Annotated in this window: 15 protein-coding genes and 2 pseudogenes; 4 read left to right on the forward strand and 13 right to left on the reverse strand. The window is 50.3% G+C overall.

All coding sequences use genetic code 11. The annotated features are described in order from the left end of the window. Window positions 1-69 precede the first annotated feature (69 nt). Window positions 70-747: a TorD/DmsD family molecular chaperone gene (locus PVOR_RS28895; RefSeq protein ID WP_006213123.1), complete on the reverse strand. Its 678-nt coding sequence runs from the start codon at window positions 745-747 to the stop codon at window positions 70-72. Between the two features lie 343 nt (window positions 748-1,090). Between PVOR_RS28895 and moaA the strand changes: the two genes are divergently transcribed. After that, entirely contained in the window at window positions 1,091-2,095 is a 1,005-nt protein-coding gene (moaA, locus tag PVOR_RS28900) for a GTP 3',8-cyclase MoaA (protein WP_006213124.1), read from the forward strand. Window positions 2,096-2,199: 104 nt separating this feature from the next. Here the strand turns inward: moaA and mobA are convergent, their stop codons facing one another. Then, window positions 2,200-2,838 carry a molybdenum cofactor guanylyltransferase gene (mobA, locus tag PVOR_RS28905; RefSeq protein ID WP_006213125.1) on the reverse strand — a complete coding sequence of 213 codons (639 nt, stop codon included), beginning with the start codon at window positions 2,836-2,838 and terminating at the stop codon, window positions 2,200-2,202. A gap of 188 nt (window positions 2,839-3,026) precedes the next feature. Here mobA and PVOR_RS28910 point away from each other — a divergent pair. Then, window positions 3,027-4,251 (forward strand): annotated as a pseudogene (locus PVOR_RS28910) (MFS transporter). Between the two features lie 155 nt (window positions 4,252-4,406). On the opposite strand, the gene PVOR_RS28915 reads toward PVOR_RS28910, so the two are convergent. Next, window positions 4,407-6,125 carry a glutamine--tRNA ligase/YqeY domain fusion protein gene (locus PVOR_RS28915; RefSeq protein ID WP_040681084.1) on the reverse strand — a complete coding sequence of 573 codons (1,719 nt, stop codon included), beginning with the start codon at window positions 6,123-6,125 and terminating at the stop codon, window positions 4,407-4,409. Between the two features lie 273 nt (window positions 6,126-6,398). Here PVOR_RS28915 and PVOR_RS28920 point away from each other — a divergent pair, with 273 nt between their 5' ends. Further along, window positions 6,399-6,653 carry a DUF2164 domain-containing protein gene (locus PVOR_RS28920; RefSeq protein ID WP_006213129.1) on the forward strand — a complete coding sequence of 85 codons (255 nt, stop codon included), beginning with the start codon at window positions 6,399-6,401 and terminating at the stop codon, window positions 6,651-6,653. 44 nt (window positions 6,654-6,697) lie between these two features. Continuing rightward, window positions 6,698-7,246, forward strand: a complete 549-nt coding sequence (locus PVOR_RS28925) for a GNAT family N-acetyltransferase (protein ID WP_006213131.1) — start codon at window positions 6,698-6,700, stop codon at window positions 7,244-7,246. A gap of 212 nt (window positions 7,247-7,458) precedes the next feature. Here the strand turns inward: PVOR_RS28925 and PVOR_RS28930 are convergent, their stop codons facing one another. The 10 genes and pseudogenes from PVOR_RS28930 to PVOR_RS28975 all read right to left on the reverse strand — a co-directional run bounded on the left by PVOR_RS28930 (window position 7,459) and on the right by PVOR_RS28975 (window position 21,306). Then, complete coding sequence (locus PVOR_RS28930; RefSeq protein ID WP_006213132.1) at window positions 7,459-8,118, reverse strand: MOSC domain-containing protein; 660 nt, start codon at window positions 8,116-8,118, stop codon at window positions 7,459-7,461. 175 nt (window positions 8,119-8,293) lie between these two features. Beyond that, entirely contained in the window at window positions 8,294-8,788 is a 495-nt protein-coding gene (locus PVOR_RS28935) for a GNAT family N-acetyltransferase (RefSeq protein ID WP_006213133.1), read from the reverse strand. Between the two features lie 82 nt (window positions 8,789-8,870). Beyond that, window positions 8,871-12,233, reverse strand: a pseudogene (locus PVOR_RS28940) (GH36-type glycosyl hydrolase domain-containing protein). Between the two features lie 50 nt (window positions 12,234-12,283). Further along, entirely contained in the window at window positions 12,284-14,449 is a 2,166-nt protein-coding gene (bglX, locus tag PVOR_RS28945; RefSeq protein ID WP_006213134.1) for a beta-glucosidase BglX, read from the reverse strand. Window positions 14,450-14,651: 202 nt separating this feature from the next. After that, the gene (locus tag PVOR_RS28950; RefSeq protein WP_006213135.1) at window positions 14,652-15,413 is read right to left on the reverse strand and encodes an alpha/beta hydrolase; all 762 of its coding nucleotides are present in this window, start codon (window positions 15,411-15,413) and stop codon (window positions 14,652-14,654) included. A gap of 24 nt (window positions 15,414-15,437) precedes the next feature. Next, on the reverse strand, window positions 15,438-16,439 hold the full coding sequence (locus PVOR_RS28955; protein WP_006213136.1) for a LacI family DNA-binding transcriptional regulator: 1,002 nt from the start codon (window positions 16,437-16,439) through the stop codon (window positions 15,438-15,440). A 41-nt stretch (window positions 16,440-16,480) separates the two neighbouring features. Beyond that, complete coding sequence (locus PVOR_RS28960; RefSeq protein WP_006213137.1) at window positions 16,481-17,299, reverse strand: carbohydrate ABC transporter permease; 819 nt, start codon at window positions 17,297-17,299, stop codon at window positions 16,481-16,483. A gap of 52 nt (window positions 17,300-17,351) precedes the next feature. Beyond that, window positions 17,352-18,257 (reverse strand): carbohydrate ABC transporter permease, encoded by a 906-nt coding sequence (locus PVOR_RS28965; RefSeq protein ID WP_063478024.1) that lies wholly within the window; start codon window positions 18,255-18,257, stop codon window positions 17,352-17,354. 110 nt (window positions 18,258-18,367) lie between these two features. Then, window positions 18,368-19,612 carry a sugar ABC transporter substrate-binding protein gene (locus PVOR_RS28970; RefSeq protein ID WP_006213139.1) on the reverse strand — a complete coding sequence of 415 codons (1,245 nt, stop codon included), beginning with the start codon at window positions 19,610-19,612 and terminating at the stop codon, window positions 18,368-18,370. 428 nt (window positions 19,613-20,040) lie between these two features. Further along, window positions 20,041-21,306: an MFS transporter gene (locus PVOR_RS28975; protein ID WP_006213140.1), complete on the reverse strand. Its 1,266-nt coding sequence runs from the start codon at window positions 21,304-21,306 to the stop codon at window positions 20,041-20,043. Window positions 21,307-21,736: the final 430 nt, after the last annotated feature.

Here is a 21,736-nt window from a genome sequence, read left to right on the forward strand (position 1 = left end):
CGGGGCTTTTGTTTTTGTAGATGACTGCGATTCGCATGATAACTTGCTATGGTTTTCTTATCTGCTGCTCTAATGCACCAGTACAGCTTCCCTGGATTGCTTCCACGTCTTCAGCATGTTCAGATCCTGTGCGAGGAACTCCTCGAGCAGGCTGAATAATGCCTGATACAGCGGACTCTCCGTAGAACCTTTCAGATCCTTGCAGAGAGAGGGCACCCATGACAACAGATGCTCTTCCAGAAACTTCTCCTGAACCTGCATTAATTGCAGCATGCTGTGTTCACAATACGTATTGTTCAGCATACGGTCATGAAGCAGTGTCATAAATTCCAGTTCGAGGGCTATATGATCGTCCGCTTCGCCATGCAGTTTATTGAATGCTACACCAGCGGATGCATAACACTCGGCCAAATCCTGAGCGCATCCATCCTGGGTATAATGGGACTCAGCGGCCTGACGCTGTTTGGTCTGCTCAAGCAGTCGGCGGTATTCCGCCCCTTCATACTCGCAAATCCGAACCAATTCCTCAGGCGAGCGTCCGCACAAATATTTCATCAGGTCTGAACCTGCCTTCGAACACTCCGCAGCCTTGCTAATTCCGCTTCCGCGGCTCCATTCTGCAATCATAGACAAGCTGGGCCAGTTGCCCAAAAAATCAATCAGCAGCTCATAAACCGTTCCCCGGTTTTCAAGCCACCTGTGACAGACGTCAGGTACCTCCAAAGTTTGAACAGGTGATATCCCCATATCGAACCTCCTACTTTGTAACCTCTCTTGTTGGATGTGATATCCTTGACAGTATATCTTAGATGAACGTCTAATGAAAGCAGCTTGAATTGATTTCCGAAAATTTCGGAAAAATAAGGAAACTTTCGGAAATCTAGAATGTCACTACTCGCTTTCAAGGGGAGAAAGCTTTTGTCCACAGGTTCAATATACATGATTTCGAAAGCGTTTTCTGTGATACTTGTCATAAAATCATGACCGTCTGCCTGCAGCTTGTCCGCCGGGAGGGACCTAAATGTCGCATTGACTCCGATTCAGGGAATAGCTACAATGTGACCATGTATGCTACGAAAGGGGGATTTCCATGATTGAACCGCTTAAAGACTCTTTCGGTCGGGTCCATGATTATATTCGTATCTCGGTGACGGACCGGTGCAATCTGCGTTGTGTCTATTGTATGCCGGAAGAAGGAATGGAATTCCAACCTCACGATCAGATTATGAGTTACGAAGAGATCGCAGCGATCCTCCGCGTTCTTGCCCCCATGGGCGTATCCAAAGTACGTCTTACCGGCGGTGAGCCGCTCGTGCGCAAGGATCTGGAGAACTTAGTCCGTATGATTGCTTCCATAGAAGGAATTCAAGATATATCCCTCACAACCAACGGGATCATGCTGCCATCGAAAGCCCGGCTTCTTAAGGAAGCCGGACTCACGCGAATCAACATCAGTCTGGATTCGCTTCACGAGGAGCGTTATGCACGCATTACGCGCGGCGGCCATGTGTCTAAAGTGCTGGAAGGCATCGAAGCAGCCTATGAAGCCGGCCTGGATCCCATCAAGCTGAACATGGTGCTGATGAAGGGCTTTAACGAAGATGAGATCCGCGATTTCATCGCCATGACACTCGATCGTCCCTTACATGTCCGCTTTATTGAATATATGCCGATTGGTCAAGCATCCGATGCCTGGCGCGATTCATACCTGCCACTAAGCCGAGTATCCGAAGTGTGTCAGGAGGCCGGATGGAGCATCCAGGAAGAGCAGGGTCCATCCGGCAACGGGCCCTCTCGCAACATGAAGGTTGTCGGAGCTACAGGGACGTTTGGCTTGATCCATCCGGTCAGCGACCATTTCTGCGACTCCTGCAACCGGCTCAGGCTGACTGCGGACGGCCATATCAAGGCTTGTCTGTACTGGTCCGACGAGTTTAACGTGCGCCGCGTCATCGATGATCCCCAGGCGGTTGCGAACCTGTTCCGGAAAGCGCTGGGTGCAAAGCCGCTCAATCATGAAATGGCACTGGCACTTGAGAAGAAAGCGCAGAGCCACACCCCCACTGTGCGGCGCATGTCGCAGATCGGCGGCTAGCCCTCTGCGAGCTGTAAGCGAGCGGAAGACAGATTGTATCTTAGGCTCAATAATAGAAGTGAATAAGCAAACCCCCGCCAGCATCCAACGGGCGGGGGTGTTTTTTAGGATGAGGAAAACCCTCTTGCTGCCTCATAATCATCTGGCGTATTCATATTAAATAAGACCCTTCGCGGATCAACACCTGTCATGTGCTCTAATTGCTCTTCGTTCACGTATACAGCCTTTAGCTCCTCCACCCATTCGACCATGCGGTACTGTTCCGCCTGAAGCTTTCGTTCGAGACTCGTCATAACTTCCCTGCGATATACCGCCAGCAGCGGGTGCATTCTCCCTTGAACAACCGGGATTACGGCCTCTACCGTGTCCTGCGTAATCGCCAGATTCAGCAGTCCCTGAAGAAACTGATCGTGAATAAACGGCATGTCACATGCTGCAACCACATTCCATGGAGTATTCGACGCCCCAAGTGCTGCATGAAGACCCGCCATGGGTCCCTTCCCCGCGTGGATATCCAGGACGCATTCCACTCCCAAAAAATGATAGGATTTCGGATCGTTGGTCGATATGATCACCCGGCTGCTCACTTTGCCTATAGCCTGTACCGCCCGCTCGATCATACTCGCTTCTCCCATAGGCAGAAGGGCTTTGTTCCTCCCCATCCTCCGGGAGGCTCCTCCTGCCAGCACGATGCCCGTCACCGAAACGGATGGCAGATTGACAACGACGGTTTGACCACTCATTCGTTTCACCACACTTTCTTAACAGGTTGTAAAAACATCATTCAGTCTATGGGATAATAACCAGATAAATGGAAAATTATTTAAAAGATGGTTTGTATCCCTTTTCAATGCGTGATACATTGAAAGGAAAGCGGCTTTTTTGGACGCCGTTATTTTTGATTGTATTCGGTTTGAAAGGAATGACCTACTTGCAGAATATGGACAATGCTCAACCTTCGCTGACATCGCTCAAGCTGTTCAACTTCTTCATTTACGGAACCATGGTCATCTTCACTGGTTTCTTTCAGCTGTATTTGCAAGATATCGGCATGAGCAAAATTGAGATCGGCAGCCTGATGGCCATCGCGCCATTTGTGTCCATCTTTGCAAATCCTTTCTGGGGATTCTGGAGTGATCGGGCGGCAAACATCAAACGCGTGCTTCTGATCATGATGACCGGTACACTGCTGCTAGTTCAGTTTGTATTTCAAGCGAATACCTACGCAATGATATACATGACGATGATTTTCTTTTATTTTTTCCAGACTCCGATGTTCTCGCAGACGAATTCACTGATTCTAACCTATATTGATGGAACGCAGCAGAAATTCGGCTCTTTTCGGCTATGGGGCTCCCTGGGATGGGCCTTGACAGCAATTGTCGCAGGACCAGTAATCGATCAGCTCGGATCCGGACGCATCTCCATTGTGTTCTCGATCATGCTGCTCGTGGCGGCTTTGTTCATGTTCACACTGCCCTCCATTCAGAAAACAACAGCATCGGCAACCGTCAACCTAAGAGGACTTACCCGACTGTTCCTGAATCCCCATTTTGTCTGGTTCATTCTGTTAGGCATCATGGTATCCATCCCGAACACGGCCAATAATACCTTTATGTCCTTATACATTCTGGAGCTTGGCGGCACCAAACAGATGGTCGGTCTTGCAATCTTCCTCTCATCGATATTTGAAGTGGCGATCTTCATTCTGTTTGATCGCTTCCTGAAGCGGAAGATCAATGTGCTGGTCGGCTGCCTGACCATTGTCAGCCTGCTCTTCGCGCTCCGCTGGCTGCTTATGGCGGAAGCCTAATGGCCCGCTCGAGGTAGCCTTCATCCAGCTTCTGCACTGCGTAACCTTTGGCGGATATTTCTATGTCGGCGTACAGCTCACGATGCTGTTTGTTCCGACGCCTTACCGGGCATCCGGACAAGCGATCTACACCTTAAGCTGGAGCGGCATCTCCGGCGTCATCGGCGGTTTGGCCGGCGGCTGGATGTTCCAGAACTTCGGGGCGCAGATCATGTACCGAACCGGCATGATGCTTGCCATTGTGGGTGCCATCGGTTTTGGCTGGATGTGGTACAACCTGCGCAAGCATGGTTACCAGCCGCTGCACCCGGATGATGAGGCTGAGGGATACACTGCGAATTAGATCGTCTTGAATGTATGCCAGACTACCTACCGTAAATATAACAAGACTCGAATGACTCCCCTACGGGAGCCTTCGAGTCTTGTTTATGTTATGGGGAGCATGAAAGACATCAGCAGCCTCTGTCCATGATCCTTTTGTTCATTCTACGAGCCTTCTCACTTCTTCGGAAGCTGGAACGAGCTCTTCAGGGAGACTACGCGGTTAAATACCGGACGCCCCGGCTGTGAATACTTCGAGTCCACATTGAAATATCCGTGGCGGAAGAACTGGAACTTGTCCTGTGGTGCCGCATCCTTCATATTGGGTTCCACGAAGCCCTGCACAATTTGCAGTGAATTCGGATTGATGTCGTCCAGGAAGGACTTTTCCGCTGCGACTTCCTGCTCTTCGCCCGCAATTTCTTGCACCCCTTCCGCTTCCTCCTCTTCGCCCTTGAACAGCGGTTCGAAGAGACGGAATTCGGCTGGTACAGCCTGGGTGGCCTCCACCCAGTGGATCGTCCCTTTCACCTTCCGTCCGGTAAAGCCGCTGCCGCTCTTCGTCTCCGGATCATAGGTGCAGTGAATCTCAACAACCTTGCCGCTCTCATCCTTGATGACCTCATGGCATTTGATGAAATAAGCATGTTTTAAACGAACCTCATTGCCAGGGAACAAGCGGAAATATTTGCTCGGAGGATCTTCCATAAAGTCCTCTTGCTCAATATAAATCTCGCGGGAGAATGGAATCTGACGGATCCCCATTTCCGGATTCTCCGTATTGTTCTCGGCGTCCAGCCACTCCGTCTCACCTTCAGGATAGTTCGTGATAACCACCTTCAGCGGGTCCAGCACAGCCATCGTACGCGGCGCCTTCAGCTTCAGGTCTTCCCGGATAAAGTGCTCCATCACCTGACGATCCACTGTACCGTATGCCTTCGAAATTCCCGTCTCAAATACGAAGCTGCGAATAGCCTCCGGGGTATAGCCCAGACGGCGAAGTCCGGAGATCGTCGGCATGCGCGGATCATCCCAGCCGTCCACAACGTTCTCGTCTACGAGCTGCTTCAGCTTGCGCTTGCTCGTTACCGTCTGCGCTACGTTCAGACGTCCGAATTCGTACTGGTGCGGCGTGCTGTCCATCTCACATTCCGCTACCACCCAGTCATAGAATGGGCGCTGATCTTCAAACTCCAGGGAGCACAGGGAATGCGTGACGCCTTCAATAGCATCTTCCAGCGGGTGCGCAAAAGCATACATCGGATAGATGCACCATTTGTCGCCCGTATTATGATGATGTGCATGAGAGATACGGTAAATGACCGGATCCCGCAGATTAATATTAGGCGAAGCCATATCGATCTTCGCACGCAGCACGCGCTCGCCGTTGGCGAATTCCCCTTTGCGCATCCGCTCGAACAGATCCAGATTCTCTTCAACGCCGCGATCCCGGTAAGGACTGTTTTGACCAGGCTCGGTCAGGGTTCCGCGGGTTGCGCGGATTTGGTCAGCGGATTGATCATCCACGTAAGCCTTCCCTTTTTTGATCAGCAGCACCGCGCGATTGAACATTTCTTCAAAATAATCAGAAGCATACCGCAGCTCTTCCCAATCGAAGCCGAGCCACTTGACGTCTTCCTTAATAGAATTGACATATTCAATGTCTTCCTTCACCGGGTTCGTATCATCAAACCGCAAGTGCGTCCGTCCGCCGAACTCGTCGGCCAGTGTGAAATTGATCCAGATTGCCTTGGCATGTCCGATATGCAAGTAACCGTTCGGTTCCGGCGGAAAGCGGGTAACGATCTCCTTGACCTTACCGGACTTCAGGTCTTCGGTAATTACATTCTTTATGAAATTGGAGGGGGTTCCCCGATGGTTCTCCACGTTGATCAACCTTTCATTCTGTGAATTTCTGTCTATCTCCTGTATAAACGTGTTTCCCTTAAATATACCTGTAATGCGGGGATTGTTCAAGGAATTCGGCGTTTCAGCACCACAGGCCGCCCATTTCAGATGTGCAATCGACAGGCGATCCAATCGATGCATTCAACCTGCGAACAATTCATTCGGCAGAAGGTGGTATGCCTGCAACAATCATTTTGACGGGGGCTTTTTTATAGGGTAGCATGAAGAGAAAACAGCCATTATAGGAGGCCTGTCAATCTTATGAAACCTAGCAAACTTCCCAAAGAACAGCGAGAACAGCTTATCGAAGGGGTCCAGGAATATTTTGAAACCGAGCGCGGCGAGACCCTGGGTCATCTGGCTGCGGAGAGCGTTCTCGATTTTTTCATGGAAACGCTGGGGCCGCACTTATATAATCAAGCGCTCAGCGACTGCAGAACGGTGGTCAGTCAGCGTATGATTTCCCTTGAAGAAGATATTTACGCATTAGAGCAAAAAGTGAAGCGAACTCGTTAAGGCTGACATACCCTTCACGATGGTGAACAAAGGAGAATACATATATGTTTGGATACGCATTAGACGACCATGTAGAGCTGCGGCCACTGGCCATAGAGCATGCACGGGCCCTGTTCGAGATGACAGACCGGTCACGGGACCGCCTCCGCAAGTGGCTTCCCTGGGTGGATGCCGTCACAGAGATAAACGATTCCGTCAATTATATTAAAGGGGCCATGAAGCAAGCGGCCGACAACGGTGGCTTCTCGGCAGGCATCTGGGTGCGCGAGGAGCTGGCTGGGACCATCTCATTCCATGAGATTGATTGGACCAACCGTTCCGTCAGCATTGGCTATTGGCTGGATCAGCATTTTACCGGCCAAGGCCTGATGACAAGCGCTTGCCGGGCGTTCACGGATCACGCGCTGATGCGCATGGGGCTGAACCGGGTGGAGATCCGCTGTGCGACCGCGAATCATCGCAGCCGGGCCATCCCGGAACGGCTGGGATTTGTGCTGGAAGGCGTTATCCGCGAAGCGGAGAAGCTGCCTCAAGGCTATGTTAACCATGCGGTTTACGGCATGATTCAAAGCGAATGGAAGCGGATGAGATAACCAGCACCTGCGCTTGATCATAAGACAGCCTTTGGCCTCTCATCACGCCGCAAGAAAACGTCGTATTGTCATTATAAGACAGATCATCTTAAAGAAACCGGTTTGTATCCTGTGGAAGGGACGCAAGCCGGTTTTGCCATCCGGCAAGGAATATTGAGACAAGGAAAGTACGCAAGGGCAGGGCCGGTTTGACCAATCGCTCTCCAGAAACATCAATCCGCCCTGCTCTGCAGGGCTTCAAGCCATTTTCCGAACTGCCTCTTCAAACTAACAGACAGCACATCCAGTTCAAGCATGCGGTTCAACCCCTGCTCATCCTTCCGTCCATCCTTCATCATACGAAGCACCTCCAGCACCGTCGCGCCCGCAGCGTGAGACTCCAGCTGGGTGACGGAGGAATCGGCACGGACATCCCCTTCCTCCAGCACTCGGAAGTAAAACCCGCTATAACCTGTGTTCAGCACACGTACCGGCATGTCCTTGACACCAAGCTTCTGAGACAGCTTGAAGCACGGGTATCGGGGCTGGCTGATCTGCACCACTGCGTCTCCTACCCGGTACATATCGCCAATGCAGACCCGATCCTCCAGCATTCCCCGCAGTGTCAGATTCTCTCCAAATGCGGCATAGGGCATCTGTTTCCCCAGACTGTTCTCCCAATAGGCGTAATGCTCGTAGGGATAAGCGCACACCGCTTTATCTACGCCGCCGTGATTGACGAGGTCAGCCTGCCGGTCCCCTGCGAAATTCACCGTGCTCAGAAACAAAGGGCCGTCCACTGGCTGCTTGTAGATTCCAGTAGACAGGTCTTTTCCCTGGTATTCAACGGTTACAGGCGTTCCCACATTCAGTGATACAATTCCTAAAGTCATGGAAGTAACCTCCGCCCTCTTCTTTTTTCATCTACTATATGCAATCGCCTGTGCTCTTGTCCAGAAGCGGTCAAGCTGCAGAAATAAAAAAACAGCCCGGCAAGCTGCCGGGCCGTTCCAACCTACTACTCATCCTCTTCTTGCACATGGACAGTGCTTTTGAGCGATGCGCGGTTTATAAGAAATAACACATTAAGATATCATCGACGTAACGCCCGTCCACATAGAACTCCTGAATCAGTCGGCCCTCTTCCTTAAATCCACAGTTCTTATAGAAGGAAAGTGCACCGGGATTACTGGACAGCACGCGCAGCCTCAGCTTCGTTATGCCCTCCGCCCGTGCCATCTCCTTCACTGCTTCTATAAGGCGCTTCCCGATGCCCCGCCGTTGATGGGAGGGATGAACCGCTATATTCAACTCCAGCACATGACGATTGCTGTGAAGGCCTGTTGGCGCACGGAATCCAACATAACCGCATAACTCCTCCTCATACAGCGCCACAAGCTGCGTGCCGGGCGGGCATTGCAGAAGGTAATGATCCCTTGAGGTCCATTTCAGCGGCTCAGGGGCTGTATTACGATCCCATACCAGTTCATCAAGCTCCATGAGTGAAACGGCGTCCTTCATCTCGGAGAACCGGATGGTCACTGTCTCTTGACGGGTCTTCATCGCCATCCCTCGCTTCGATAACCATTCCATTCATTATATCAGAACGATGTGTTTCCTGCTGACAAGTTATAGGGGTCAAGCATTATTGTTCATTAACTCCACTGTAAATATCCACAACACATCCATCCTGACTCTCTGTGGCTAATCGCTTGAAGTCCGCGCTGGAAATGCGCACGCCGCCTGTGCGGTAACGGTTCCGGATGGAACCGGCGGCTACATCCTGTCCGTTGATCGTGACACGGGTCTCCTCACGGCTATCAATGTGATAGCTGAACGTAACCGGGATTCCTGCATAATGGAATTCGAACTGAAGACCATCGAGTGACGTCGGCAGAACCGGGTCGATCACGAGATCGCCCCCGGCTTCACGAATGCCAAGCGCATTGGAGATCAGCTGGTTCATATAAATCCCTGGACCGCTGGAATAAATTCTCCATCCTCCCTTGACGGGCACGCGTCCGCTGCGCAGCTCATCAAAAGATTCCTGTGCATCATAGCGGGTGTTGAACTTCCCGTCGGAGCTGCTGAAATACGCATTGCTCTGACGCAGCTCCGCATTCGGCACAACCTCGGTAATGCCGATCGGGTTGATGCGCTCAAGCCCGCTCCATACCTCGCTGCTCTTGCCAAGCTTCGCCATGGCCTCCACAAAACGAATGTGCGCATGCACATATTGAAGGCCCACTTCCCGGCCAAAATTGGCTGCCTGCTCCGCCCGCTTAAAGTGGGTGCTGACGCCGCCGGCATATACAGCCGGACGATTCATCAGCCTCACCCCGTCCGGGCAGAACAATTGTTCACGGATAATCTCGTAATGGCTGGCTGCCTGCTCCGGCGTTAACAGCTCACTGATCATGCTGCGGGTCATTGGCAGCAATCGATACTGGATTCCTGTCTCCTGATCCGTTGGATGAAGCAGGAATTTGCTGTGCTCTTTGCTCTCCATATATACAAATCCAGGAATGACTTCGGAATTCAAGATGTACGTATTGAAATCTCGCTGGATTCCTTCAGCGAGTTCCCCCATCTCAGCGGACATTCCTGTATCCACGTTCTCCATAGACATGGGAGAACGTGGTTCAAGGTCTGATACGTAAAAGCTACCGTCCAGCTAGCTGACCATGAACTGTTTCAATTGGGCGTTGGCCGGCTGCAGCGTATCATCCCAGTCCCCGTCTCCATAGGAAGACAGATGGGTGTCATGAAGGAAATGATTCCGAATGTAGGACAATTGTTTCTTCACATGCTCAAGCACGGTATGCGATTGCTCTGTAAAATCGAAGCTGTGTTTTCTAGTATAAGGGACGGCCAGCTCCAGAATGTCGTAATCATGAGTAACGGCCAAATAATCGCCAAGCACCTTAAGCGGCCAAACGATAATGTCGCCATGGCTTTCTTCCTGCTGTATATGTGCATACTGATCAAACATGAACCACTGCGGCCAATTCCCGTCATCTTCGTATTGGTGGGAGTACACCTCCAGCAGAATATCCCGAACCTGCTCGTATTGATGAGTTGCCATGAAATACTCGACAGGTCCCTGGCATACATCGCGTGTCCCCCACGCCGCACCGCCGTATTGTTCCAGCCCGTGCGGTACGGAATAGTGAACCAGCATGTTGTGCGTGTACCACCAGGCCAGCGCATTCACCTTGAACAAGCTGTCATCCTGACCATCCTTGAAACTTAAGTGGAACCCGTTCATGACCGAAGCATAGAACGAGCGGTAGCTTGCGATCTCCTCTTCGGCCTGCCGAGCCTGAATCGGAGCATTCGCCGCATCGAGATTGCCTTGTATGGTCATAGTCCATTCAGCGCTCTCACTAAGCCTTAACACCGTCAGGGAAGCATCTCCCGATACAACATTGCTTGCCAGAGCGGTTTCGTCTGTAACATGCACATCAGCTCCATTTACCTGAAGACGGTAATGGAGATCCTTGTATACGGACGCGCTGAGCGAAGCCGAATCCGCACGGAACGTGATCACGTTGCCTTCCTGAACACGGTGATACGGAACCTCATATTCATTGACGTCCATCGTCATTTGCATAGTGACGAGATAACGGTAAGCCCTGCCGCTCTTAGAACGAACCTCAAGCGTCAGCTCCGGCGATACGGCCGAGGTGAAGTTGGTAATGATCAGCATGTCATTGTCAGTCTTATAATACCACCGTACATAGTTAAAGCCGATCTCAAACACGGATGGCATGGTAAGAAGACGGTACTTCCCGTCAATGTCTACATAGATACGCTGACCTGACGTTTTGAGCACGTTAAGCGCGCTTCTGGCGTGGCTCATCATTTTGTTGAAGTTGGTATTGCCCGTAACCACCTGAGAATTGAACACCCCATACATATACGAGGTTGTCGTTAGGACAGGACTGCCAAGCGTCACATTCTGACCGCTCATCAGGATATGACCGTGCGGACGCTCCACTCGAAGCTCTTTCTCCTTCATGACGATATGCTCGTAGGTATCCGTGAAGAAGGACAACAGCTCTTCCCCGTCACGCTCCTCTTGGCGGCGTACAGGATACAATGCCTTCAACTCGTCTGCAGTCAAAGGCACGGTACGCAGAGGTTCCCCAAGGAACTCCGATCGTTCCGTGCGCGTTAGTTTATGACCCGTTCCTGTCATGCCGATAGCTTCAACCTGCTGCCAAGTTGACTGAAGCTCATCCTGGAACTCCAATTCGGTGACAGCCTCAGGATGATGCTCTTTAAACAATCCATAAAATACGAATCTCGCCTTGCCATCAAGCTCGAGGCATGGTGACTGCAGCGCAGTGTAAGCAAATTCATATTGATACACTTCATTAGCCAGGCTCTCCTTGGACAAGGCCTCCGCTTGGTTTGTCTCCTTATAAGAAAGACCAAAAAACTGAAATCCATCCGTGGCATAGCCAACGGCTGTTGTCAGCGCGCCTTGCTGAAGATAGGGGAACACGCCTCCCTGCGGCTGGTTTTGACGGGAACACACGACATAACCCAGGTCTTCCTGTTCAAACACGGCATGGTCGATATACTGGGACAAATACGCTTCATTGGTTCGAACGGCGCCCGGATGCGCGATCCCTACGTCCTGTCCATACACAACATCAACTTGGATCCCTTCCCCTTGGAGCTCAATATCCCAGAACCAGGCTCCTGATTCTGTCGGGGTGAATAGTACCTTATAGGCAACTCCCTTAACGTTTCCTTCCCACATCATCCGATTATCCAAGCGGGTTACCACGCTGTTCGAATGCACCCCAAGCAGGGGAATCGCCTCGATGCCGGCCTCGGTATGAATTCTCAGAAACAGATTGTTAAGGGCACCATCAATCGAATTGGAGAGGAGCTGGTTTATCATGGTGCTGCCGTAAGTCGCCTGAAACAGATCACCGCTAGGCAAAAAGGTAAACGTTAATTCTCCCGCCTTGAGAACCATCTTGTCATCGTTCATTACATTGCTGGCTGTCACAAGTATCACTTCCTGTCTGCAAAAATATGTGTTTATTTCCGAAGTCGAAACCGCCGTGTCTCTGTATCCCTGCTATTCTTTCCGACCATAATATCGAATTCCCCCGCATCGCTGGTGAAGGATAGATCCGAATGATGATAGCGCAGCTGTTGTTCGGTCAGCGTAAAGGTTACATCCTGTTGTTCGCCTGGCTGCAGCTGTACCTTGCGGAAAGCCTTCAGTTCCTTGACCGGTCTGACAACTTCGCCGGATCGATCACGAATATACAGCTGTACTACCTCTGCGCCGGCCATGTCTCCGGTATTCGTAACCGAAACCGTGACCTCCAGAGATTCATCCGGCGATATTTCATCCGTTGACAGCGTCATGTCCCCATATTTGAAATCGGTATAGCTTAGACCGAAGCCAAACGGAAGCAGCGGCTCATTCGGAATGTCCAAATATTGCGATACATAGCGCTCCTGCGCGTCTGGCGCATCCTTCGGACGCCCGGTGTTGAAATGGTTATAATATACGGGTACTTGTCCAACGGAATATGGAAACGACATGCTGAGACGGCCGGAAGGATTCACTTCGCCTGTAAGCAGTGCAGCTACAGCTGCTCCGCCTTCAGTTCCCGGGAACCAGGCTTCCAGTACTGCATCTGCCTCATCCAGCACACCGTGCAGATCCAGCGGGCGGCCGTTGAACAAGACGGCAACCATCGGCTTCTGCAGCGTTTTGAGGTGCTGAATCAGCTGTAGCTGCGGCTGTGGCAATGTAATGAGGGCGCGGCTGCCCGCTTCTCCGCTCATCTCGGAATCCTCCCCCAGCGCAAGCACGATAACGTCGGCTTCCATCGCAGCCTTCATGGCTTCTTCCAATTGCCGTCCGGTCATTGTGCTCACACCGCAGCCCTCGGCTACCGTTAGCTGACCAGATGGCAGCTTGGAGCGAAGGCCCTGCTCCATCGTCACTGCATCTTCCTTGGAGCCCGTCCACGACCATGGGCCGAGAATATCGCCGCTTGCAGCAAAAGGGCCGATCAATGCAACACGCTGCTCCGCTTGCAGCGGCAGCAGAGCTTCATTCTTCAGGAGCACGCAGGATTTAGCCGCTGCTTCCCGTGCTGCCTGACGATGCTCATCGCAGAATACGATTTCCCGCTCAGCCTGCGGATCAGCTCCCCTCGTAGGACGCTCAAACAGTCCGAGGCGCTTTTTCAAAGTTAGAATGCGCAGCACGGCCTCATCAATCAGAGACTCATCCACCCGTCCCTCTCGGACCAGTGCCGGTAAATGATGAACATAACTGGAAGTCATCATCTCAATGTCCACGCCAGCTTCCATGGCCTTCAGTGCCGCTTCATCTTCATCCTCCGCAATGCCATGGGGAATCATCTCTTTGACCGCTCCCCAGTCGGAAATCAGTACACCAGCGAAGCCCCATTCGCTTCGCAGCAAATCGCGCATCAGCCTTTTATTGCCGGTAGCCGGGATTCCATCCACGGTATTGAAGGCGGTCATGACCATCTCGACGCCCTCATCCAGCGCCGCCTTGTATCCAGGCAAGTAATATTCCCGCAGCTGACGCTCGGACATGTCCACCGTGTTGTAATCACGGCCACCTTCGCCTGCTCCGTAGGCAGCGAAATGCTTCACGCAAGCTGCAAGCCGGTTCAGGTCGCCGCTCAGGTCGTCACCCTGAAACCCCCTGACAAAAGCTCGCGCAAATTCACTGTTCAAATAGGGATCTTCGCCGGTCGACTCCATTACGCGTCCCCAACGGGGATCGCGAACCAGGTCCACCATTGGCGCAAAGGTCACGTGAAGACCGGATACCGCGGCCTCACGTGCAGCGATCTCCGCACTCCGCTCGGCAAGACTCGGATCCCACGAACTTCCCATTGCCAGCGGCACCGGAAAGATGGTCTTGAACCCATGCACGATATCGGCCATGATCAGCAGCGGAATGCCCAGCCTATTTTTGCGCATATGCGCTTCCTGAACAGCGATAACTGCCTCTGCACCCGCTAAACCCAACACGGAGCCTGCATTACTTACAATGGCATCCGTTATGCCGAGCGACTCCATAGGACCTGTAATCTGTCCGGATTCCTGAGTTCCTTCGAAAAAAGGGACGGCCAGTTGTAGAAGCTGCGCGATTTTTTCCTCCAGCGTCATCTGATCTACCAGAGAAATCAGTTGTTGATCTGCCATTTCCCATCCTCCTTTGTCTTTGCAACATTCCATTCTACATAAATTCGAAACGTTTTGATTTTATCAAACACAGTCGTTTTAAGCCATTAAAATATAGATTATATAAGGTCTTAATGCTAATTATGAACAGACTTTAGATTGAATAAATCACATCATATATCTCTATAAATTCGAAACGTTTCAATGAATTTGAACAGAAAATTCAGGGCAGGGGCAGCCAATCCAGCACCCGCTGAATTTTGTTGTCCCAATATCCCCATTCATGTCCACCCGGCTCTTCTTCGTATGTGATATGAATTCCCAGGCTGTCCGCATATCGTCTAAAGGTTTGATTGTCCTTATACAAAAAATCTTCGGTTCCGCAGCATTGATACAGCATCGGTTTGTTTCCGGTGTATGCGGCAAACTCTGCAGCTAAGAAGAGCAAATCATCCCGGCTCCCCCGCACGTTCTCCACACGGCCGAAGATCGTGCGGATCTCCGACTCCTGAAAGCCCGCTCCTGCTGCGCGGCTGGCAAGATCCAGCCCGCCCGACAAGCTTGCACCAGCCGCATAACGCTCCGGATAGCTAAGCGCCAGCTTAAATGCACCATACCCACCCATGGAGATTCCAGCGACAAAGGTATCTTCTCTTCGGCCAGACACCGGAAAGAACGTCCGAACAAGCTTGGGAAGCTCTTCGCTGAGATAGGTGAAGTATGGCAGCCCATTCGCCATATCCATGTAATAGCTGCGCCCGAATCCCGGCATCACGAGTGCGAGGCCTTTGCTCTCGGCATATCGCTCGATGGATGACCTGCGCATCCATTCGGTATGATCTGCCCCTCGTCCGTGAAGCAAATAAAGCACCGGCAGCTTCGAAGAAGAACGGAGTGGCATTAAGCTGCCTTGGGGTAGAAACACCTCCATGCTGGTGGACAGCTGCAGTGTTTCCGAATAAAAATCACATGTGATCCACGCCAAGTTCCTCATCTCCGATCCGGCACCTTAATTCCCTGCTTTACCCTTTCCTACCGATGCACGTTCCATCATATCTGTAGTCAGCATGTAAGACTGCTTCACCGATTCACCGGCCAATGCTTGAAACAGCAAATGGGCTGCAAGCGACCCCGCTTCACTCTTGGGCTGTCTTATGGTCGTTAACGGCGGATTTACGTATTCGGCTAATTGGATGTCATCATATCCGATGACAGAGATGTCATTCGGTACCGATATCCCGCATTCCTCAAATGCCTTCAATCCACCGATGGCCATTTCGTCATTGCCGTAAAACACAGCCGATGGGAGCGATCCCTGCATAATCAACATTTTGGTGGCATTATAACCGCCCTCGCGCACAAAATTGCCGCTGAGACGCCATTTCGACTGTTCCTCCAGCCCAGCCTCCGCAAGTGCTCGCAAATACCCTTTGTAACGTAAATGGTTATCATAAGAATCAGAAGAACCACTGATATAGGCTACATGTTTGTGTCCATTCTCCAGCAGATAACGGGTAGCCGTATATCCTCCCTGCTCTCCGTCAACCAGCACGTTAAGCAAATAATCACTGGACAACTGACGATCCATCACAACGATCGGAAATTGGGGACCGGAGGTCTCAACCAGAACTTCATCACGAATATTGGGTGCCAGAATGATGGCTCCGTCCGCCCTCTTCTCGCGCAGAAATTTAACCGCCGTCGAATCTCTTCCGCCCATCGAGCTGCAAGCAATCAGATCATAACCGTTGGTTAATGCCACTTCCTGCACACTTCGAATCAGTTCAGAATAATAAGGGCCGGACAGATCCGTCAGAATAAGCGCGATGGTCTTGGTACGACTCCGCTTCAAATCCATGGCGAATCCGTTCTTCCGATAATTCAATTGTCTTGCTGCATCGAGCACTTTGGATCTTGTCTTGGAACTCACCCTGCTATCGCCGCTTAGTGCATAGGAAGCGGTTGACAACGCAACCCCGGCGAGCTTTGCCACATCCTTAATCGTTGCCATTTCCTTACGCCCCTTCTAGTACATAAAAAACTCTATTTAACTTATTTCATACCGGAGATCGTATATCCTTCAATAATGTGTTTTTGGAAGAAAGAAAATACGATAATAATTGGAACGACCATGAATGCCGCGCCTGCCATCTGCAGACCGAAGTCAGATCCATGCTGTCCTTTCAGAAGCTGCAAACCAACCGAAAGCGTGTAGAGCTTCTGGTCGTTTGCCATAATGAGAGGCCACAGGAAGCTGTTCCAGGCTCCAATGAACGCCAAGATTCCCTGTACCGCGAATACAGGCTTTGTGATCGGAACGATCAGCTGGAAGAAGATACGCAGCTCCCCTGCTCCATCAAGCCTTGATGCCTCGATTAAATCCGTTGGAATGGTGGACATAAACTGACGGAATAGAAAAATACCGAAAGCGCCAACCAAGCCCGGCAGCACAATACCTGCCATCGTGTTGGTCAAGCCCATTGCATTGATCAGCAGATATACTGGAATCATGGTAACCTGCCCTGGAATCATCATCGTGGCAAGCACGAGATAGAACAGCTTTTTATTGCCAGGGAATTCGTATTTGGCGAATGCATATCCTGCAAGCGCATTAAGGAACAGACCGACAAAAGACCAGAACACAATGATAAGTGTATTTTTCAAATATACAATAAAGTCCAGCTTCGTAAATAAGTCCACATAATTCTTAATTGTAAATTCTTTTGGTAATAACGTTGGCGGAACCGCTGTAAATTCATTTTCCGGCTTGAACGAGGACGTGATCATCCAGATAAACGGAATCATCATGAGCAGTCCTCCTGCAATGAGCAGCACCGTCATGACTGTTTTCTCAATTCTTTTAGCTGCCATACTCTAAAGCCTCCTTCAGTTACGATACGGGATGGTCGCTTGAACCTGAGCCTTAATATTCGACATCTTTTCTCTTGACTGCGAATTGCAAGACCGTTACAGCAATAATGATGATGAAGAGTACAAACGATCCTGCGGCCGCATAGCCAAAATTGCTAAGCTGGAAGCCATTGTTATAGATAAAGAGAGCCATCGACATCGTGGAGTTGAGCGGGCCACCCTTGGTCATAACCAGCGGCTCTTCGAAGAATTGAATCCAGCCGATCAATGTCGTAATGGTGACAAAGAAGGTCGCGAAGCTAAGCAGTGGTACCGTAATGTACAGGAGCTTCTTCCATTTGCTTGCACCATCAATCTCCGCCGCTTCATAATAGGAGCGCGGAATCCCCTGCAGCGCAGCCAGGAAAATGATCATGTTAAGTCCGATGGATTTCCAAACGGCCAGAAGAATCAGCGATAGCTTGGCTAGTGCCGGATCTGTCAGCCACTGCTGAGCCGGCACTCCGAACCAGGACAATATATGGTTAAAGAGGCCGTAATGGCTGTTATACAAGTAACCCCAAACAACCGCGACCGCCACAATATTCGTAATGGAAGGCATATAATACACGACGCGGAATGTCTTAAACAACAATCCCGTGCCATAGTTAAGCAGCAGGGCAGCGCCCATGGCAAGCATTACGACAAGCGGAACTCCGATAATAACATAGAACATGGTGTTAAACATGGATTTCAGAAAGACCGGATCTTTAAATACATTGATAAAATTATCAAAGCCAACGCCTTCAATGTTTGAATAATTCGCGAGGCCGGCAAGGTCAATATCCGTGAAACTGATGACTAGCGCAATGATGATCGGAATGATTGAGAACGTCAGAAGCAGCACCAGTGCGGGCGCAATAAACATATAAGGATACTTATAATGGTTAAAGCGCTTGATAAAGTTCTGCAATGTCATTCACCTCCTGCAAGTGTGGGTTTCTCAATATAAGAATAACGTACGTTTGAAGCAGTCAGGCTTGTTTCATCCTTCGATGAAACAAGCCGGGCTGCGTTTAAGACGCACTCTTATTTTTTGTTTAGCATTTCGGTAGCTTTTTGATTCAGAAGATCCATTTCTGTTTTGATGTCAGCTCCACCAACGGTAATTTTCTCAAAAGCTGCAATTGCTTCCTTGGAGATCGCATCCCACTCCTTAATGAACGGAACAGGTTTAGCGTTTTCGAGCTGCTTTCCAAAGGTAGCAAAAATCGGATCTTCAAAGCGTTGATCTTCCCATGCACTCTTAACAGCAGGCAGGTTTTTAGCTACATCGTAGTTGGTCAGCTGCGATTCTTTTTCACTCATGAAAGAGATGAATTTAACGGCTTCCTCTGCATTTTTGGTTGTGTTGAATACCGACATGTTCGCTCCACCGAGGAACGATGCATTGTTTTCTTTAGCCGGAAGTGTTGTTGTTGCCCATTTACCTTCAATCTCAGGCGCTTTGTCTTTAACACCTTGAATCATCCAAGGACCGCTGATAAACATCGGGAATTGTCCGTCTTTAAATGCGGCAAACAGATCCAAATCGCTCGCAAGCGGCGTCATTCCGGTATCGTAGAAGCTCTTCAGGTATTCCATGGCTCCCATAAATTCCGGTTCGTTAAAATGAGGCTTCCGGTTCTCGTCAATCATGTCGCTTCCATTCTGCCAGGCAAACATGGACAGGTAGTTCATGTCTTTGGCATCAATGGTAATAGCGTAATTGCCGTTTCCTCTAGCTGCCAGCTTCTCACCGGCATCCTTCATTTCATCCCAAGTCTTAGGACCTTCCGGGTAGCCGACTTCGGCCAGAATGTCTGTGCGATAGAACAATACGCGTGTCTCCACGTACCACGGGATACTGACAACCTTGTCATCATAACTCATGGTTTGGATAGCACCGTCAAAATAGTTCTCTTGTTTCAGGCTAGGATACTGCTCAAGATACGGCGTCAGATCGAGCAAAGCTCCAGCCTGGGCAAACTCTGGAATCCAGGTGGTTCCCATTTGCACGACATCAGGACCACTCTTCGATGCAACCGCTGTAAGCAGCTTGTCATGTGCACTGCCCCAAGGGATCAATTGAACGCTCACCTTAACGCCTGGATTTTTCTCTTCATATTCCTTAATTAAGGTTTCGTCTGTTGTGTCACCCATCAACCAAACTTTCAGTTCTTTCTTGCCTTCGCCGCCTTCCTTGGCATCTTCAGACCCACCAGAACATCCAGCTAAAACAACCGAGAACATCAGCATTGCTGCCAACGTCCATAATAATGATTTTTTTCTCATTCTACATTCACCCCGTTTTTAATGTTTACCAGCATGCAAAACGTAATACCGAACTTAAATTGAAAGCACTTACTTCGAAACGTTTCGATTTTATTCGAAAAAATAAAGACGCCGGATAAAGTACAAATCTATAATCCTAATGTCTCTTCATTCCCCCTATAAAGCACCTTTCCATGCTTATTTTAGGTATAAACATGCTTTTGTGTATTCATAATAATCTGCTTGATTGCTTGATAACTTCAAAAAACGCATTCTATTTTGAAACGTTTCGACAAGTTCATTATAGCTTCCCTTGAGAGCGATTTCAATATCCTTTTTATTTTTTTATGAGTCTATTTTTTGACAAGCGCTGTGAGCTTCGACCCCATAAGAAAAAGCAGCCGGCCGGAAGCATGCCTGCTGCTTTATAACATTCCATGTTATTTTTCTTAGTGAGGGCTGGAAGCGTCAGCTTGTCTTGCATTCTTGTCGTGGAGGTTATGATTCAGCGAGCTGTTCTTGCTAAGCCGTGCATGCACCATGAAGGATAAGCAGGACAACACCGCAACGCCTGCTGCCAGCCACGCCACTGGCGTCAATCCCCCGCCATCATACATCGTTCCCATAGCATAAGGACCTATCACCCGTCCGACAGCTCCCATACCGCCTGTAACGCCGATATAGAACGGTGCTGCATGACCTGCCCGCTCCGAGATAAAGGCCGGTATAGCAGGTGAGATGAGCATTTCGCCGAGTGTAGCCAGCACCATCGCAAGCACCATACCCGGATAGCTGTGCATCGCCACAATAACGAGGTAAGCAGACAGGTAGAACAGTGCGCTCACCGTCATCTGGCTGCTCTCCGTCCGGGCAAACCAGCGCTTGATTGCATTGGTCAGCGGCTGTGCAGCAAAGATCAATATGCCATTAAGGGTCCATAAATAACCATAGGCTGTCTTGGACATCCCCTCTGAGATGATGAAGGGAGAGACGCCCGTATTCCAGATCGAATTCCCGAACCACAGAAACAGAGAGCCCAAACCCATGAAGAGATAAATTCGGGTGTTTCCCAGCAATGCCCAAGCACCGGGGCCTGCGGGAAGCGGAGTTTTGGGCTGCGGGTGATGGGACTGATCCGGTACGCCGGGTCCGTCCAGCTTCGTCAGATAGGACAGGAAGAAAATCGCAAACCCGAAGGAAGTGACTCCGTTTAAGACAAAACTTAAATGATAGGATATCTCTGCCAAAAATCCACTCATGGCCGTACCTAGCGCTACACCGATATTGTTAGCAACATAGATGACATTGAACAGCTCACCCCGTCGATCGGCAAACCGGAATCCGATAAAGGCCTGAATGGCCGGCATGGATACTGCGTTGCAGAACCCGATGAATCCCATCATCGCGATGAAGAGGCCCCATAGTCCGTTAATGAACGGAAGAGTAAACAACCCCAGCGCATTCAGCAGCAGGGAGCCCACGATGAGTTTCTTCACCCCAATTCGGTGATACATGGCCCCGCCCAGGAGCTGGCCCGCAATTCCCCCCATCGATTGAATCAGAATGACAAAGCCGGCATCCTGCATGCTGCGTCCCAGCTCATCAAATACATACATCGTTGTCAGCGGCCACATCAAGGAGCCGCCTGCAGAGGCAACGAGACTTGCTACAAGAAAACCTTTAACTTCCTTAGGGTACTGCTCCAACCATTTCATGTTTATTATCTCCCAGCAGCCTCGCAGCAGTATAATCGGCATAAGCATATATAATCAAAAAGAAAAGCCCTTGCGGGCTTCTATGGTTCTTCTAATAGAAAAGAGAAAGACAACGTCTTTTACTTATCATATCATCCTGTGAAATTTACATTGCTTGTCATTTCTTCGCCCAAATCCTAGTATCGCTTGAGGCCTATGTTTTTAGCAAGCACACTCATTGACGCTTTACCTTGACAGCGAACATGAAACTAAACTGAACGGATCCCTCTTCCCTAGGCAGAGCTATAGTTTGGGGCCCCGTCTACCCTCCTCTCTTATCGGGGTTTGCATTTCTGGCTCTTGCCGGTATGCGTATTTGAACCGAAGTTCCGATTCCCACTTTGCTGAAGTATAGACACGCCGTACTCGCTCCCGTAATGCAGCTTCACCC

The sequence above is a fragment of the Paenibacillus vortex V453 genome (assembly GCF_000193415.1).
GTDB classification, from domain to species: domain Bacteria; phylum Bacillota; class Bacilli; order Paenibacillales; family Paenibacillaceae; genus Paenibacillus_AQ; species Paenibacillus_AQ glucanolyticus.

What these genes read in the sequence shown, in the direction of transcription:
- PVOR_RS28930 (WP_006213132.1), bottom strand. Translation starts at nt 8,118, where the DNA reads ATGACTTTAGGAATTGTATCACTGAATGTGGGAACGCCTGTAACCGTT.
- PVOR_RS28975 (WP_006213140.1), bottom strand. Translation starts at nt 21,306, where the DNA reads ATGAAATGGTTGGAGCAGTACCCTAAGGAAGTTAAAGGTTTTCTTGTA.
- PVOR_RS28960 (WP_006213137.1), bottom strand. Translation starts at nt 17,299, where the DNA reads ATGGCAGCTAAAAGAATTGAGAAAACAGTCATGACGGTGCTGCTCATT.
- PVOR_RS28965 (WP_063478024.1), bottom strand. Translation starts at nt 18,257, where the DNA reads ATGACATTGCAGAACTTTATCAAGCGCTTTAACCATTATAAGTATCCT.
- PVOR_RS28955 (WP_006213136.1), bottom strand. Translation starts at nt 16,439, where the DNA reads ATGGCAACGATTAAGGATGTGGCAAAGCTCGCCGGGGTTGCGTTGTCA.
- PVOR_RS28970 (WP_006213139.1), bottom strand. Translation starts at nt 19,612, where the DNA reads ATGAGAAAAAAATCATTATTATGGACGTTGGCAGCAATGCTGATGTTC.
- PVOR_RS28925 (WP_006213131.1), top strand. Translation starts at nt 6,698, where the DNA reads ATGTTTGGATACGCATTAGACGACCATGTAGAGCTGCGGCCACTGGCC.
- PVOR_RS28920 (WP_006213129.1), top strand. Translation starts at nt 6,399, where the DNA reads ATGAAACCTAGCAAACTTCCCAAAGAACAGCGAGAACAGCTTATCGAA.
- moaA (WP_006213124.1), top strand. Translation starts at nt 1,091, where the DNA reads ATGATTGAACCGCTTAAAGACTCTTTCGGTCGGGTCCATGATTATATT.
- bglX (WP_006213134.1), bottom strand. Translation starts at nt 14,449, where the DNA reads ATGGCAGATCAACAACTGATTTCTCTGGTAGATCAGATGACGCTGGAG.
- mobA (WP_006213125.1), bottom strand. Translation starts at nt 2,838, where the DNA reads ATGAGTGGTCAAACCGTCGTTGTCAATCTGCCATCCGTTTCGGTGACG.
- PVOR_RS28895 (WP_006213123.1), bottom strand. Translation starts at nt 747, where the DNA reads ATGGGGATATCACCTGTTCAAACTTTGGAGGTACCTGACGTCTGTCAC.
- PVOR_RS28935 (WP_006213133.1), bottom strand. Translation starts at nt 8,788, where the DNA reads ATGAAGACCCGTCAAGAGACAGTGACCATCCGGTTCTCCGAGATGAAG.